Annotated in this window: 15 protein-coding genes; 1 reads left to right on the top strand and 14 read right to left on the bottom strand. The window is 29.0% G+C overall.

All coding sequences use genetic code 11. From position 1 onward, the window contains the following. Window positions 1–248: 248 nt before the first annotated feature. From AB2369_RS04840 to AB2369_RS04825, 4 genes are all read right to left on the bottom strand, one after another. Window positions 249–587 (bottom strand): hypothetical protein, encoded by a 339-nt coding sequence (locus tag AB2369_RS04840; protein ID WP_367665351.1) that lies wholly within the window; start codon window positions 585–587, stop codon window positions 249–251. A gap of 320 nt (window positions 588–907) precedes the next feature. Beyond that, window positions 908–1,897 carry an ornithine cyclodeaminase family protein gene (locus tag AB2369_RS04835; RefSeq protein WP_367665350.1) on the bottom strand — a complete coding sequence of 330 codons (990 nt, stop codon included), beginning with the start codon at window positions 1,895–1,897 and terminating at the stop codon, window positions 908–910. A 186-nt stretch (window positions 1,898–2,083) separates the two neighbouring features. Then, window positions 2,084–2,899, bottom strand: a complete 816-nt coding sequence (locus AB2369_RS04830; protein WP_367665349.1) for a TrmB family transcriptional regulator — start codon at window positions 2,897–2,899, stop codon at window positions 2,084–2,086. 94 nt (window positions 2,900–2,993) lie between these two features. After that, the gene (locus AB2369_RS04825; RefSeq protein WP_367665348.1) at window positions 2,994–3,146 is read right to left on the bottom strand and encodes a hypothetical protein; all 153 of its coding nucleotides are present in this window, start codon (window positions 3,144–3,146) and stop codon (window positions 2,994–2,996) included. Between the two features lie 466 nt (window positions 3,147–3,612). On the opposite strand from AB2369_RS04825, the gene AB2369_RS04820 reads away from it, so the two are divergent. Continuing rightward, a complete protein-coding gene (locus AB2369_RS04820) occupies window positions 3,613–4,497 on the top strand; it encodes an effector binding domain-containing protein (RefSeq protein WP_367665347.1) in 885 nt (294 codons plus the stop codon). 187 nt (window positions 4,498–4,684) lie between these two features. On the opposite strand, the gene AB2369_RS04815 is transcribed toward AB2369_RS04820, so the two are convergent. From AB2369_RS04815 to helD, 10 genes are all read right to left on the bottom strand, one after another. Beyond that, window positions 4,685–5,146, bottom strand: coding sequence for a GyrI-like domain-containing protein (locus AB2369_RS04815; RefSeq protein ID WP_367665346.1), 462 nt, complete (start codon window positions 5,144–5,146; stop codon window positions 4,685–4,687). Window positions 5,147–5,201: 55 nt separating this feature from the next. After that, window positions 5,202–6,122, bottom strand: a complete 921-nt coding sequence (locus tag AB2369_RS04810) for a helix-turn-helix transcriptional regulator (protein ID WP_367665345.1) — start codon at window positions 6,120–6,122, stop codon at window positions 5,202–5,204. A 9-nt stretch (window positions 6,123–6,131) separates the two neighbouring features. Then, window positions 6,132–6,560, bottom strand: coding sequence for a GNAT family N-acetyltransferase (locus AB2369_RS04805; RefSeq protein ID WP_367665344.1), 429 nt, complete (start codon window positions 6,558–6,560; stop codon window positions 6,132–6,134). 93 nt (window positions 6,561–6,653) lie between these two features. Continuing rightward, window positions 6,654–7,355: a cadmium resistance transporter gene (locus AB2369_RS04800; RefSeq protein WP_367665343.1), complete on the bottom strand. Its 702-nt coding sequence runs from the start codon at window positions 7,353–7,355 to the stop codon at window positions 6,654–6,656. A gap of 332 nt (window positions 7,356–7,687) precedes the next feature. Continuing rightward, on the bottom strand, window positions 7,688–9,196 hold the full coding sequence (locus AB2369_RS04795) for a DUF1846 domain-containing protein (RefSeq protein WP_367665342.1): 1,509 nt from the start codon (window positions 9,194–9,196) through the stop codon (window positions 7,688–7,690). A gap of 399 nt (window positions 9,197–9,595) precedes the next feature. Further along, window positions 9,596–10,264: a P-II family nitrogen regulator gene (locus AB2369_RS04790; protein ID WP_367665341.1), complete on the bottom strand. Its 669-nt coding sequence runs from the start codon at window positions 10,262–10,264 to the stop codon at window positions 9,596–9,598. 22 nt (window positions 10,265–10,286) lie between these two features. Continuing rightward, window positions 10,287–11,777 (bottom strand): DUF1538 domain-containing protein, encoded by a 1,491-nt coding sequence (locus AB2369_RS04785; protein ID WP_367665340.1) that lies wholly within the window; start codon window positions 11,775–11,777, stop codon window positions 10,287–10,289. A 525-nt stretch (window positions 11,778–12,302) separates the two neighbouring features. Beyond that, window positions 12,303–12,740 (bottom strand): hypothetical protein, encoded by a 438-nt coding sequence (locus AB2369_RS04780; RefSeq protein WP_367665339.1) that lies wholly within the window; start codon window positions 12,738–12,740, stop codon window positions 12,303–12,305. Window positions 12,741–12,996: 256 nt separating this feature from the next. Further along, window positions 12,997–13,374 carry a PH domain-containing protein gene (locus tag AB2369_RS04775; protein WP_367665338.1) on the bottom strand — a complete coding sequence of 126 codons (378 nt, stop codon included), beginning with the start codon at window positions 13,372–13,374 and terminating at the stop codon, window positions 12,997–12,999. Between the two features lie 291 nt (window positions 13,375–13,665). Beyond that, window positions 13,666–15,912 (bottom strand): RNA polymerase recycling motor HelD, encoded by a 2,247-nt coding sequence (gene helD, locus AB2369_RS04770; RefSeq protein ID WP_367665337.1) that lies wholly within the window; start codon window positions 15,910–15,912, stop codon window positions 13,666–13,668. Window positions 15,913–16,088: the final 176 nt, after the last annotated feature.

Here is a 16,088-nt window from a genome sequence, read left to right as displayed (position 1 = left end):
TCCCTGACTTCAAGTCCATCGTCTAAACCTCCACTAATATAAATAATCTTCCGTTGGCAGTTTGTGTTGGCTTGATTACGATGTTGAGAGCTAAAAATAGCACATAAATTTAAGTTTTAGCTTAAAAATTTATGCACCTCAATATCGTAATCAAGTACTAAAACGAAGTCGCTAAAAGCAAACCACTACCTATGTAAATTCAATAATTTCTAGATTCATTCTAAATATATAGATCACTTAAGAACTATCTAAATAAATACATATTTGTTTGTAAAAGCATGAAAATTCCTTTTTTCTGCGATTTTCCGTGCATTTTCAATCTGCTTGTATGAAATATCCGTAGCTGTCACATTTGCTCCTAAGGCACAAAAACTAAATACTGCAGTATTATCACCACATGACGGAACGCAAACATTCTTCCCTTTTAAATCGGGATAATATTCTTTTATCATTGCTGCCATGGCCTGTGGAAAGCCCTTGTAGGGATCTTTCTCAAGAGCCGAAAATAGTTTATCAAATTTTATATTTCTAAACCACTCATCAGAACAATTATTCCAATCATCAATTATTTTATTTTGTTTTAACATGACTTTACTCCGAAATATAAATAATTTCAAGTTCATACCTTCATATCCTTGAATCTTTTAATATATTCCATATTATCATATATTAAAATCCAATTAAACCATTATATTGTAATTTTTATATAATCTGTACATCCATATATAGTCTAATACTCCCTTGTAAACTAACAATCTATTTTAATAGTTAAATTTTAATTCCTATTAGTCAATTACGTTTATCTTTCGTAATTTAATAAAAACCTAAGAAGATAATTCAAAGTTAGATTATCTTCTTAGGTTTTATACTTAAATTTTTTATTCAATATATTTCTATTAGCATTAAATTATATTTCTACCTTAGTTCCTATATTATTTTCTAAAGCCTTTTTATATATTTTATGAGCAGTAACCACATCTAAAACTGCTACTCCCACAGTTTTAAATAAGGTAATTTCATTTTCATTTTCTCTACCATTTATTTTTCCAAGAATAACTTCTCCCAACTCTCCAGCAAAATCATTCTCTGAAACTAAACCTTTTTCCATAGGAATTATAAAGTCTCCAGCCTCACTAAGTACTCCCTCTTTGGTATCAAAATATATCTTATCAGAACCTGTAATTAATGCCTCATGAAGTTCTTGCATTTCCCTAGTGTATGCTCCTACCCCATTAATATGAACTCCTTTTTTAACTAAGCTTCCATCAAAGACTGGTTTTTTTGAGGTAGTAACTACAGTTATAATATCTGCATCCTTTACTGCTTCATTACCATCCTTTACTGCTATTAATTTAGTGTTATAATGAGATAACTCTTTTCTCATATTCTCTACAAAAGCTTCTGCCCTTTCAATACTTATATCAAATACTCTAACTTCATCTAAAGCTCTTGTACATACCATTGCCTCAAGCTGAGTGGCTGCTTGCCCTCCTGTTCCAAATAAGACCCCAATTTTAGAATCTTCCCTTGAAAGTATGTCTGTAGCAGCTCCTTGAACCGCTCCTGTTCTTAATTGAGTTAAATATGTTCCATCCATTATAGCTACTACTTCCCCAGTGGTTCCATCTAGCAAAATCATTTGTGCCGGAACTGATGGTTTTCCTTTTTCTATATTCTTTGGAAAAACAGAAACTATCTTTATTCCAGTGGCATCTAAATCTTCTACATAGGATGGCATAAATAAACTTTGACCCTGTTCTTTTTTAATGTCTATATTCACTCTTAGAGGAGTAATACTCTTTCCTTCTGAATATATTCTTAGAGCCTCTTTATCAGCCTCAATAGCCTCCTTCATTGTAAATACACTTTTTATATCTTCTTTGTTTAAAATTAACATAGTTTATCCCTCCAGTATTTCTCTAGTATAATGTATCTATTAAATTATTATTTAACTTGTAAAAAGTACATAAAAGATAAAATATAATTCTGAAAAATATTTTAACTTAAACTTCTAAAAGTTATTCTTTTAAAATTAATAACTTTAATTATTATATTAAGTTAAATATTACAACAATTTGACTTATTAACTGTGATTAAATGCTTTAAAAACTTCTCTTACTCCCTGTAATTCTTCCCCAAACTTATCCTTTGCAGTTTCTCCAAAGGTTTCAATCATTTTTAAACAATAAGCATCATGGATAATATTCTCCTTAGCAAGAAAGACCATAGGAGTACTCTTAGTCCAGACTACTTCAGCGTTCTTTTCATTTTGTATATGTCCAAAAATTACTTCATTAGAATCTACCACAATACTTATCCATCTTCCTCCACTTTCCTTAAGCTTATCTTTTTCAAATCCATGATTATAATAATTCTTAAGTCCAACCTCATAATTTCCATCTAAGCTATAGAGAATTATTATAACCTTATCCAAAGTCTCTTCTATCAGCTTTAATTCCTCATATAAGTTATGAATATCTTCCTTCCAAACTTGAATAAATACTTCCTTTTCAGCTCCTTTAAGTAGGTGTCTACATTTGTTAAATATATTATCATACCCTTTTATATGCCACATACTCTCAAGATCCATGGTAGTATTATAACTTACAAGCTCTTCTTTAACTTCTTCCAAATCTTTATGTACATTACCCCTTATATTATCTATAAATTCATCTATAGGTACTGCGCTATATTTTAAAGGAGGGTTTTCCTTTGAAACTACTACGCACCCTTTTCCCATAAGAATTTCTATTATGTTATATACCTTTGACCTTGGTACTGATGAATTTTTACTTATTTCATAGCCTGTTCCTGGTCCATTCTTTAATAAGGCAATATATACCTTAGATTCTGACTCAGTAAAGTTAAATTTCTTTAATAAATTTATTATTTTATCCAAAATATTTTCTCCAATTTTATATTTTTATATTAGTAGTTACTCTTAGTAACTATTATAATTCTAAAATCATCCTAGTGTCAATTTTCAATATTCTTTAATCTGTGATATCTTTTATTCCTTCTGCTATAGTAAAAATATTAAATTCCGTCTCTTTTGATATCTTTTTTGCCATATGAAATACAGAATAAGAACCACCAAAATCCAATAATTCTATATCATTAAAAAGTAATATTCCTACATTTCTCATTGATTATCCTCCTTAAGTAAAATCAATTTTTAATCAATAAACTATTTAGATATAACAATTGATAATTCTCTTATCTTACTTATAGATTTCGTATATAACCTTTATATCCCTTTTTTCATTTTGAATCTTTTTGATCTTATAACTAATTAAATAACTATTAGCTCTAACATTACATAAAATAGGTAACAAAGTTTGTATTGCTACTACTGATAGGCATGGTAATCTACGTATAAAGTTATAATGTAGCCTAAACTTATACAAAGATAATAAACTTTAAATAAAGAAAGCTGATATTTGTTTACCTATATACATCACATTGGAAATAATACTATAATTAACATATAATCAAACTATAATTTCGCCACAATAGTAAATTTATACGAAATAAAATTTATATATTTCTGCGTGGACAAATGAAAGCAAGGTAGGCTAGGAAATAACAGTTATATTTTAGTACAATTTTTACATGGAGGTGAGAAAAATAGATTTTATTCAAAACTTGCAGAGGGCAATCGATTTTATGGAAGAGCATATATTAGAAAGGATTACCTATGAAGATGTTGCAAATCATGTTTTCATGTCAAACTATCATTTTCATAGGACATTTAGTTTAGTTACTGGCATTACAGCAAATGAGTATATTAGGAATAGAAGATTATCTATGGCGGGTCAGGAAATCTCTATATCTGATTCAAAAGTAATTGATATTGCTTTAAAATATGGTTATGATTCACCAGAAAGTTTTACAAAGGCATTTACCAGATTTCACGGCATTACACCCAATATAGCTAGGCGTGCAGGTATGAAATTAAAATCTTTTAATCGCCTTCTCATTAAAATAAAATTGGAAGGTGGTACTGTTATGGACTATAGAATCGAAAAATTAGAAAAATTTAAGTTGTTGGCTAAAGTTGCAAAGTTTAGAAATGAATCAATCTCAGAAGAGGGGAATACTGAGATTCCAGACTTTTGGAAAGAATGTGGTAAGAATGGTACATTTGATGTTTTAAAACAAAACACTAGTAAGCATGATATTTATGGGGCTTGTGCGCCAATATCAAAAGAAAGTACACATTTTGACTATGGTATAGGTATGGAATATAGCGGTGGTAATATACCAGAAGGATATACTATATGGGAGGTAAACCCTGCATTATGGGCCGTTTTTAAATGTATTGGTGAAACTGGGGATTGCATAGGAGAAACATGGGGTAAAATCTTTTCAGAGTTTCTTCCAGGTTCAGAGTATAGCATGGTTGATGATACTGATTTTGAATTATACTCAGAAGATATTAAAGCAGACTGCTTTTGTGAAATATGGATTCCCGTTGAGAAAAAGTCACATTCATAATTACTATTATTACAGGTTATGATCATAATTTTTTCTTAATTAAAAATACGTAGTCTTCTAAAAAAATGAATTAAGGAATGTGGTTTTTTGGACTTCCCTTAATTCATAAATTTTCAATACTGTTCTAAAATATGGCTAAACCCAAAGTAAGTAGTACATGTTTTTTACCATATACTACTTACCTTTATTATTTTAATGATATATAAATATCTATGGTTTGATTATTCATGTCCTCCGAATCATTATGATAAATCTCAAAATCACAATCATACTTTCTATCTAAATCCATTCCCCATATCTTTCCCCAGGCTTCGCCTACAGCCTGCTGCATGTGTCCTTTTATGGTGAATTTAGCATATTTTCCACCTGAAATATTTTTAATTACTAACCCTTCCTTTAAATCCTTAGCCTCATCTACTTCCACGCCAGCATAAAACTTATAAGGTTTTGTAAAGTCTCCTTCATATTCTGTATATAGCCCTATGGCCATTTCATTTGATCTATTTTTAATATTTCCTATTATATCTTCTCCTATGAATTTTCCCCATACTAATCCTATATCTTCCATAGCTTTCATATTCTCATTAGTTGTTCTTACACCTACCCCCACCAATGTCTTTTCTTCTAAATTAACTACTTCATATTTCATACTTTACCACTCCTTTAATTAATATAAATTAATCTTATCATTTGAAAGTTGACATCTATATGTCATAGTTTGAAATTATATTTTTTATAGTATTTATTACTTCCATCTTAATGGAGGGTGGCCCTAAAGCAGTAACCTCATTTCCAAAGCTTAGTATGAAATTAATAATGTTAAAGTCAAAGTAATAAGTAAAAGAAACTATTATATATTCTTTATTTATTTCTAAAATTTCATCCTTTGTAAAATAATCATATATTTTTCCAAGTTCACTTCTCTTAAATCTTAATTTAACTAATACTTGATCATTTTTTTCAACTTTAGCCTCACTAGGAAAGTTTTCATAAGAGTTAATTATCTTATTAGCAGTAATACTCATATCATTAATTCTGGTTAATTTAAAAACTCTAAAATCATTTCTTTTATGACAAAATCCGTATAAATACCAACTTCCATAATTGAACTTAATATTTATTGGATCTACTTCTCTTTTTCTTGTATCTCCATCATATTTCGTATATGTAAAAGCAATAGATTTCTTTTCATCTATTGCTTTATTAATAATTTTTATTTTCTCATTAACTAAATCTTGTATCTCTTCTCTTTGAATGCTTTTATATCTTATCTTATTATTTATAAAGCTTTTCTCATTATCAGTAATAATTCCTTTAATTTTTTCTTTAAGATCTTGTATATTATTTTCTTTTAAAATTTCTTCCCTTGCTTCTAAGCAATCTAAAATTATACCTTTTTCTTTATCTGTAAACATATATTTATCTAATTTATACCTACTACTTAGCCCTACTCCTCCGTTTTTTCCAAAGTAAGTAATGATAGGAACCCCTGCAATAGTTAAGGACTCTATATCTCTATATATTGTCCTTTTTGAAACCTCAAAATATTGAGCTAAATACTCTGCTGTAACTCTTTCATTATTTAGTAATATTAATAGTATTGAAAATAATCTCTCTGTCTTCATTCTTATCTCCTATTGCAAGTTTTCTTTATATTTTTCATAGCCTAGACTTTCATAAAATCTTACAGCCCTATAATTTTCAGTAATTACCTCTAAAAAGAGTTGAGTACAATTATTATTTAGCCCCTCATTTTTATGAAGTTTAAATAATTCCTGACTTACCTCTTTTCCTCTATACTCTGGAATTACTGCTAGAGTGCCACATCTCATGGTCTTTATTCCTTCATAGATATTTATTCCGCCAAAAATAACTCCTATAGGCTTATTATTATCTAAGGCTATAAAAGAGTGTTCCTTACTATTTCCCTCTGCTCCAAAGAAGTGATTAAAGAAGGCTTCCTTTGCCATGTTAAATTTAACAATATAGTCTGAGAATCCTATAGTGAAAGCTTCATAGATTAAGTCCTCATCTACATCATTACATCTTTTATAAGTAATCATATATAATCCTCCTAACTAAATTTCATGTATATACATATTTTCTTAGTTTTCTATAGTCTTTAAGATAAACTACATATGCTATGTTCTAATAAATTAAATATATAAAGTATTAATAATTTTATCTATAAATAGATTTATAGTTCCACTCTTAATTAAAATAAAAATTCCTAGTCCTATAAATATTATAGGAACAAAAATATAATCATACTTTTTAATGTTTCTCTGTACCAAAGGCTGTTCTGATAATCTTAAAGCAATAAAACACCAAAGGGCTGTTAAAATCATAAATACTATTACTGTTAAAAAAGTATTAAATAAATCCATGCTTGTGAAAAGAGGAATATAAATTCCAATATTATCTGCCCCATTAGCAATGGTTATGCTAATTACTTTTAAGACATTTGGATTTATAAAACTTTTAATAAAGGTTATTATATGGTCTCTTTTAGTATCAAGCAATCCCTCAAATTCATGTCCATCCTTCTTTTGAGAATCCTTATAAATTTTATTTCTGTTCTCTTCTGGCTCTTTCTTATGACCTAAATATACTTTTATTCCTAAGTATATGGGCATTAATCCAAGAATCCCAACGTATTCTTGCGGAATTACTGAAAAACCTAATGCTCCTATAATACTTATTACAATTAAGCTTCCTATTCCTACATATTGTCCAATAATAATATGTTGTTTTTTCATTTGATTACTTCTTTGAGAAAAAAGTATCATAAGTATAAATATATCATCAATATTAGTACTAACAAAAAAAATAAAAGCTGTAATTATTGTAGCGATCATTGCATCCTCCATTCACAGTAGCTATCAAAATTAATAACTACATTATATCACTCACTTACAATATTTCACTATATACTTAAACTAATATTTAACTATAGGGTTCTGCTTTAATGAGCTATAGAATTCTTATAACTTATACCTCCCTCAAAAGTTTGATTTATCAATGAATAAGCCACAGATATAAGTTAGCATTTAAGATATGAACCCTATATATATCATTCTTGATCTAAAATAAAACAAAAGACACCTTCAATAATTTATAGAATCATTGAAAGTGTCTTCTTAAATTTATATTTTTTTATTATTCTTTAAAAACCAATATCTATAATATACTAATTATTATAGAAAAGATTTTCTGTTGGGTACTCTGGATCACAAGTTATATCTATATCTAATTTTCCAAAGGTTTGTTCATCACTCTTTCTTAGTATTGTTGTAGAGTGAGCTTGACATCCCTTAAGCATAACAAGCTTTTCCATAGCTACTTGAGCTGTTGGATTTGTTGCAGCACATATGCTAAGAGCAATTAATATCTCCTCACAAGTTAATGCAGCGTTTTTGCTACCTAGTGTTCTAGCCTTTAAATTTCTAATTGGTTGAAGAATTACAGGAGATATAAGGTGTATTCCATCTGATATACTTGCAAGATGCTTAACTGCATTAAGTATAACAGCTGCCGTTGCATCCATTACCTCTGAGCTTCTTCCTGTTAATATTGTACCATCATGAAGTTCTAGTGTTACCACTGGACAAACCTCACTATTATTACACTCTTCTCTTAATTTTAGTGAATATTCCCTTGCAGGTATAACTACTGCTCTATCACTTTCTTTTAGGTTAAGCTCTTCCATTATAAGCTTTGATCTTTGGAAGGTTTCCTTATCAACATATCCCTTTTTATACTCACAACCAGTTTTAAAATATCTTCTTATTATTTCTTGCTTAGATGCTTCTTGAACTACTTCATCATCTATAATTCCAAAGCCTACTCTGTTAACCCCCATATCTGTTGGAGACTTATAAACAGACTCTTCCCCTGTTATTTTTTCAATTATTCTCTTAAGTACAGGGAAGCTTTCAATATCACGATTATAATTTACTGCTACCTCATTATAAGCATCCATATGGAATGAATCTATCATATTTACATCCTTAAGATCTACTGTTGCAGATTCATAAGCTATGTTTAAAGGATGCTTTAGTGGTACATTCCAAACTGGGAAGGTTTCAAACTTAGAATATCCTGCTATTTTTCCATGCTTTTGCTCATGATATAATTGGCTAAGACATGTTGCAAGTTTTCCACTTCCTGGTCCTGGAGCTGTAACTACAACTATTGGTTTGCTTGTTTCAATATATGGATTTTTACCATATCCCTCATCACTAACTATTGTATCCACGTCTGTTGGATACCCCTTAGTTGCTCTATGCTTATAAACCTTTATTCCTCTACGCTCAAGCTTATTTATAAACACAGTAGCTGATGGCTGATCATCATATCTTGTAATTACAACACTATTAACTAATAGATCGTATCCTCTTAAATCATCTATAAGTCTTAGAACATCCATATCATAGGTGATTCCATAGTCCCCTCTTATCTTATTTCTTTCTATGTCTCCAGCATATACACATATAACTATTTCTACATTTTCTTTTAATTTATGTAATAATTTAATCTTTGCATTTTCATCAAATCCTGGAAGTACTCTTTTAGCATGCATATCCCCTATAAGCTTTCCACCAAATTCTAAATAAAGCTTATCGTAATTATTAACTCTTTCTAAAATATACTTTGATTGCTCTTCAAGGTATTTTTTGTGATCAAACCCTATCTTCATTCTATCGCCTCACTTATTCTATTAATTATTTTAATTTATCCAACAACCATTTACCCTAATTCTTTATTTGGTCCAAATTAAGTATTAGGGTAATAAATATTATAAGCTATATTTTCAATAAAATTTAACCTTAAAACTTTTGTCTTAAGGTTAAACTTTATAATTAATATCCAAACACATTTTCATATTATCACATAGATTTACTCTAAAGTAAAATTAGCTTCTGTTACAATTTCACTCGATTTTTGTGGTATTTATTTTTATTTTCTAACTTACACTAATTCTATGGACATTAATGTGGATTATTGATAATATATTATTTGTATAAAAGACCCCTTTTTAACTTATGGCAATAAAATGAAGCACTTCTTAATCATATTTCATACCTATTTATAACTTTTACATATGTTCTTTATTACTACTAAATATCCCTGATGTTCTATTAACATCCATAGAAAACATTATACCCTTACCAGGATTATCAATTTGTATATTTTTTCTTATAGCTTCTATTACAGATTCTATTTTTAACTTTTCAATAAGAATCATAACTATTTCTTTTTCTGGTTCAAGGGACATGCCAAAAAACTTACTATTTTCATGGATGCTTGATCCTCTAGCATTAATTATTGTTCCTCCCTCTGCTCCCCCCGATACAGCTGCCTCTACCACTTCTTCGGCCATTCCTCTATCAACTATAGTAAAAACAACTTCATATCCTTTATTATCTTCCATGCCCTTTACATCTCCTTCATCTTTAACTATTGTGTTATCCATACATCTTCGTGCACCAAAAATTTTATTTACATTCAAAGAAAACGCTATTCCCTTACTTGGCTTCATTAAATGAAATTTTTCAACTAAAACTTCATGAATCTTATCCTCAAAGTCTTCTTTCATAACCATTAGAACTATTTCCTTTTTTACCTCCTCTAAACCAAGAATCTCTAAGACATGACTGTTAGCAGTACCTTTCCCAAGGAAAATTGTTCCTCCTAGTACTCCATTTTTCTTAGCTTCATCTAAAACCTTGCTCCCAATTCCTAAGTTTACAACTACAAAAAACATTGTGTAACTTCCTCTATTTATATTACATTCCAATTTCCTCAACTCCCCTCTTTATAGACTTACGTTTATAAATCAATCCAAGAATTTGTATAGCAATTAAAGGTGTTAATGCTACTAAAGCAATAATCCCAAAACCATCAATTAATACATTAGCCCCATCAATTGCTTCAGCTGCCCCTTGAGCAAATGCTAGAATAAAAGTTGCAGTCATAGGACCTGAGGCAACTCCCCCTGAGTCAAAAGCTATTCCTACAAATATCTTTGGAACAAAATAAGACATTATTATGGATAATATATATCCTGGTAGAAGGTAATACCATAGATTAATCCAAGGAACCATTATCCTAATCATAGAGAGGGCCACTGCAAATGCAACCCCTATGGATAAGGTATAAAGGATTACCTTTTTTCTTATATGACCACTTGTTACATCCTCCACCTGTTCATTTAAAACATATACTGCTGGCTCTGCGAATATCACTGTAAATCCTAATACAAACCCTATAGGCACCAATGCCCAATTATTCTCTAAAGATGCAACTGCATGTCCTATAGCACTTCCTGCCTCCATAAACCCCGCATTTACCCCTGTTAGAAATAAAACTAAGCCTATAAAAGTGTACAGTAACCCCTTTAAAATCCTATTAAACTTCTTTTTTGATAGCTTTAAAAATTTTATCTGGAAAAAACAGAACATAAGAAAAAGAGGTAACAATGCAATAGTTATCTCAAGTGTCATCTTGGGTATTTCTTTTATATAAGGCCCTATTATCCCTTCAGCTACTGCTGAATTATAAATTAAGCTTCCTTCTGAGGCTTCAACCTTAGATACTATGCTCATTATAAGTACTGAAATTATAGGACCAGCGGATGCTATTCCTACCATACCAAAGCTATCTTCTTCTGACTCTTTTCCAGCTTTAATAGATGACATCCCAACTCCAAGTGCTAATATGAAAGGTACAGTCATAGAGCCTGTGGTGGCCCCTGATGCATCAAAAGATATGGCTAAAAACCCTGATGATGTAAATATTGATAGCAACAATATTATTCCGTACAATATTGTCAAAAGTTTAGATAGTGATATATTAAAGATTATTCTCATTAATCCTACTACAAGCAAAACTCCTACCCCAATGGAAACAACAATTAGAAGGCTAAGCCTTGATATGTCTCCTGAAGTAACTCCACTTACTTGCGATGCTAGTACTTGAAGATCAGGTTCTGCTATAGTTATCAGGAAACCTAATATAAATCCCAATATAACTATTATACTTATATTTTTACTCTTAGTAAGGGCAGATCCCATTGAAGAACCTAAAGGTTGGATTCCTATCTCCGCACCAAACAAAAATATCCCAAGTCCTAATATTATGAATATTGCCCCTATTAAAAACCTATACATAAGGTCTTTTTCTATAGGTGCTATGGTAAAATTAAGAATCAGCACAATAATTGTAATGGGTAATACAGCAAAAGTTACTTCTTTCAATTTTTTAATAAGTTTTCTCAAATAATATCAACATCCTTTCTTTATTGTATTAATACATTTTATATAAACATTCATAATAATATTATATAATAATGTGGCTAATATATATTACCTCTCTTCTTTGTAATCCTTAGTATAAATTTAAATTCCCCTTTAAACTTCCATTTTACTGAATATTTCCTCATTTTATGCTTTTTATTAAACTAATAATTACTATATATTAATCTTAATAATTTAAAATATTTTATCTAAATATAATAACCATTAAAAATTATTAAATAAATTTTTCTATCTTATCTCTAAACATATCAATACTATGCTTTTGGTATCTATAGAATAAATTTATAAAAGCATATTAAATAAAGCTAAGGTACAAGAAATATAAAATCCCCTTGTAACTTAGCTTTATCTAACGACATCTATTATAGTTAAAAAATATTATAATCCCATATATAGATGTACCTTATCTAATTTTACCCTTTGAATATACTATAATCATAGTATATTCAGATTTAGTTTAAGTTGCTATGTAATTTATCTATATAACTAATCTACTTCCTCTATTGCACTCACTAAAATTTTTTGAAGTTCATCACTACTGTAGATAGAAAGTTCTGTATTTTTATAACTAATATCTTTATCAGCTTCTTCATTATATTGAGGAAATAAAAGTATATATAACTCTTCTATACTTCTTCCATGAATTTCATGATTTATCTTCAAGGCTCCTGTGAATTTTTTTAGTGCCCTAGAATATGTATATACTTCCTCCATAAAACTTAAAAATTTATTATTATCTAATTTAAAAGATTTAATCCCATATGGCTTTAATACCACAGTTCCATTCTCCATAGCAATTACTTTTGATTTCGAAAGCCCTTTAATAAATCTTCCTTGTTCTATAGACTCATTTAATTTACATAGAATATCTTCATCATCCTTTTCTTCCAAACTACATGATTCTAAGTCATAGTAGAAGGTCATATTAATCATCCCCTTATTTGTGCCATGTGCTTATATTATAATTACATCCCCTTATACCTTAGCATATTTTTACATAATATTTAATATATTTTTACCATTTTCTCTTTTAAATTTTTAATATCTAGGTTTTTATTTTCCCTTCTATATTTAAACAATAAATAGCCACTATAAAATATTGATTTTAATCAACTTCTATAGTGGCTTATTTTGTTATCTATAAATATTTTTCTTTATAGATATATGATTATTAAATTTATTATTTTGAAATATACTCAGCTAATAATCCCTGAATTTCATAAACACTAGAACTCTTATTAAACTGAAGTCCCACTGGTTCTGCTGTGCTTGATATCCAGATTTTAAGCTCTGCATCTAAATCAAAATGTCCTGCTGTCTCAACCTTAAAATGAGTTATACTCTTATATGGTATAGAATGATAACTTACTTTCTTCCCTGTAAGTCCTTGTATATCAACTATTATAAGTCTTTTATTAGTAAATATCATAAGATCCCTTATAAGATTATAAGCCCTTTCCATTGTCTCTGATGCTCCTAAAAGCATTGAATACTTTTCATTAATCTTTTCCATATTGCTTTCTGATGCATTTCCTACTAATCCGCTAAAAATCCCCATAATATCTTCTCCTTTATTCTAAAATAAGTTTTGATTGAAAATCCTATAATAAATATGCTCTTTATTATTTTGATAATATAGTTTCTTAATTATACTACAATATAATTAAGAAACTATATTATAATTCTTAATTTAAAGTTAAATTAAGTAAACCTAAATTTAATTGCTTTCTACCCATCTATTCTAGTAAGTAGGACACATTTTTAATCTGATGGAGATTAAATAAAATCCTAATTAAGCAGAGCAAATCTATGCTCTGCTTAAAAAATGTTAAGTTTCAATCATTTATAGTTATGAATCAATTAATTTTAACATCTCTGCTCTCTCCCCAAGGGAATATATATATAATCTATGAAGAGGTCTTGTCATAGCAATATATAAAAGCTTAACATTTAGATAATTCTTAAGGTACATATCCTTACTTCCATTGGCAATAATCACCACATCAAATTCAAGACCTTTAGCTAAATGACATGGAATTAATACTACTCCTCCAGAATATTCACTTTCCCCTTCATTTATTATTTTTACATCCATACCTAACTTCTTTAACTCTTCCTTTATTTTTTTACACTCTTCTATGGTCTTACATATAATAGCCGCTGATTTAAAACCCTCTAACTGAATATTATAGATATGATCTCTTATCCCTTTTACAATTTCTTTTAAGCTAGATTTTTCTATTACCTTAACCTCTTCCCCATGCCTTATAACTGGCTCTGCCTCTATAAGTCTCGGATCATTTAAGGATTTTATAACAGTGTTAGCTGCCTTCATTATTTCTATGGTAGTTCTATAACTTTGCTTTAGGGTAACCATGGAATAATTATCTTCTCCAAATACTAATGTTGATACCTCATTCCAATCATTTATCCCTCTATAGGAATAAATCCCTTGGCATAAGTCACCTAATACCGTAAAAGAGTTTCCTCCAATTATTTTCTTAAGAATAAATAACTGGAAAGCACTAAAATCCTGTGCCTCATCTATTACCACATGTCTCACATTAATTTTATCATCTAATCCATTTATTAAAACTTTTAAGTACATAAGTGGTGCTAAATCTTCTAACTCCACTTTATTTATACTTATATTTTTTAAGGTTTTCTTTCTTATTTCCTCTAATATATCCCCTTCTAGATACTCATAAAAATCACTTTTAAATATATCTTTATTCTCTAGAAAGTTTTTGTAATATTCTAGTGGAGAGAGGACTGAAATCTTCTTTATATAATCCCGTACTACACTTTTAGAACTCTTTTTCACCTTGAGAATTATAGAGTCTCTAGTATCTGCAAGATTAATTATAATATTTCTCCTCTCTATAGAGTCCTTCATCTTTTCTTTTACTTTTTCTATTTTTCTATCATAGGTATATTCTATTTCCTCAAGTATTCTGTCCTTATTTTGTTTTAAAATATTAGTTAAATTCTTTTTAATTTCATTTATTCTTTCTTTCATGGGGAGATAATTATAATCTTTTGTGAAAAGGGTGTTTATTTTTTCATATCTTAACAATACAAAGGTATCTATTTTAAAATCTTCTTTAGGTATGAAATTATCCTGGATAATTTTTATATATTTATCTATGAAATTTTTATAATTTAAAGATGACTTAAAGGAAGATATATTTCTAATTTTATTTTTTTCTTCCTTTGAGTTGTTATTTATAAGAAAGGAAAGTTTTCCACTTGCATTTTCAATTTTAAGTTTTTTACCTATAATATCTAAGGCAAAGTCTTCAAAGGTAGTTTGAAGTACATTTTCCACTCCTAAATCTGGCAGAACATCTGAGATATAACTTAAGAAGAATCTATTAGGAGCTATTATCATAAAGTTTTTAGGAGTTAAGGTTTTCTCATGGTTATATAAAAGGTATGCAATTCTATGAAGAGCTATAGTAGTCTTACCTCCCCCTGCTGCTCCTTGAACCACTAGAGGTTTCCACATATCTGCTCTTATAACTTTGTTTTGTTCTGCTTGTATAGTTGAAACAATATCTTTAAGTCTTCTATCCTTACTAGAACCTAAAGCTGCTTGAAGAAATTCATCATTAGTTGTTATATCTATATCATGGATTTCTCTTAATATTCCTTGATCAATAGTATATTGTCTCTTTAATTTTATTTCCCCTTTTATTTTTCCCTCAGGACTTTCAAAAGCTGCCTCACCAAGACGTCCCTCGTAATAAAGAGTGGCTATTGGTGCTCTCCAATCTACTATAATAAGTTCCTGATCCTTATCCTTAAGTAAAGAAATTTTTCCAATATATAATTTTTCTAATTTACTGCTATATTCCTCAATAAAATCCACTCTTGCAAAATATGGTTTTCTTAAGCTTGTATCTAGATTTTTAAGTCTTTGAGAGAAAGAATCTTGTAATGACTTATTAATAACTAGCTCATTAAACTGTTCAGCATTATCATCGTTATAATGTTTTAGTCCATATTCAACATCTTTATCTATTCTTATCTTTTCTCCTATAACCCTTTTGTTATAGTACCTCATATACTCAAGGGTATAATTTAATCTTTCCATTTCCTCATTATAATTTGGATGATCTAATAAAGACATAGTACACCGTTGCCAAAATTCTATAAAAATCTATAAATCTTGTTTAATTCCCTTTTCAATGTGTCCGATTTTGTAATTCTAAAACAATATACTACTTTCGTTTGATATAACACTCCGAGGGCTTAAATTCCCATACAACG

This window comes from Clostridium sp., from assembly GCF_040797585.1.
Taxonomy (GTDB): Bacteria; Bacillota; Clostridia; order Clostridiales; family Clostridiaceae; genus Clostridium_Z.
Note: the sequence above shows the minus strand (reverse complement) of the source record. Positions and strands in the feature narration are given on the sequence as shown.

What these genes read in the sequence shown, in the direction of transcription:
- AB2369_RS04840 (WP_367665351.1), bottom strand. Translation starts at nt 587, where the DNA reads ATGTTAAAACAAAATAAAATAATTGATGATTGGAATAATTGTTCTGAT.
- AB2369_RS04825 (WP_367665348.1), bottom strand. Translation starts at nt 3,146, where the DNA reads ATGAGAAATGTAGGAATATTACTTTTTAATGATATAGAATTATTGGAT.
- AB2369_RS04795 (WP_367665342.1), bottom strand. Translation starts at nt 9,196, where the DNA reads ATGAAGATAGGGTTTGATCACAAAAAATACCTTGAAGAGCAATCAAAG.
- AB2369_RS04780 (WP_367665339.1), bottom strand. Translation starts at nt 12,740, where the DNA reads ATGACCTTCTACTATGACTTAGAATCATGTAGTTTGGAAGAAAAGGAT.
- AB2369_RS04820 (WP_367665347.1), top strand. Translation starts at nt 3,613, where the DNA reads ATGGAGGTGAGAAAAATAGATTTTATTCAAAACTTGCAGAGGGCAATC.
- AB2369_RS04835 (WP_367665350.1), bottom strand. Translation starts at nt 1,897, where the DNA reads ATGTTAATTTTAAACAAAGAAGATATAAAAAGTGTATTTACAATGAAG.
- AB2369_RS04790 (WP_367665341.1), bottom strand. Translation starts at nt 10,264, where the DNA reads ATGTTTTTTGTAGTTGTAAACTTAGGAATTGGGAGCAAGGTTTTAGAT.
- AB2369_RS04815 (WP_367665346.1), bottom strand. Translation starts at nt 5,146, where the DNA reads ATGAAATATGAAGTAGTTAATTTAGAAGAAAAGACATTGGTGGGGGTA.
- AB2369_RS04775 (WP_367665338.1), bottom strand. Translation starts at nt 13,374, where the DNA reads ATGGGGATTTTTAGCGGATTAGTAGGAAATGCATCAGAAAGCAATATG.
- AB2369_RS04800 (WP_367665343.1), bottom strand. Translation starts at nt 7,355, where the DNA reads ATGATCGCTACAATAATTACAGCTTTTATTTTTTTTGTTAGTACTAAT.
- helD (WP_367665337.1), bottom strand. Translation starts at nt 15,912, where the DNA reads ATGGAAAGATTAAATTATACCCTTGAGTATATGAGGTACTATAACAAA.
- AB2369_RS04810 (WP_367665345.1), bottom strand. Translation starts at nt 6,122, where the DNA reads ATGAAGACAGAGAGATTATTTTCAATACTATTAATATTACTAAATAAT.
- AB2369_RS04805 (WP_367665344.1), bottom strand. Translation starts at nt 6,560, where the DNA reads ATGATTACTTATAAAAGATGTAATGATGTAGATGAGGACTTAATCTAT.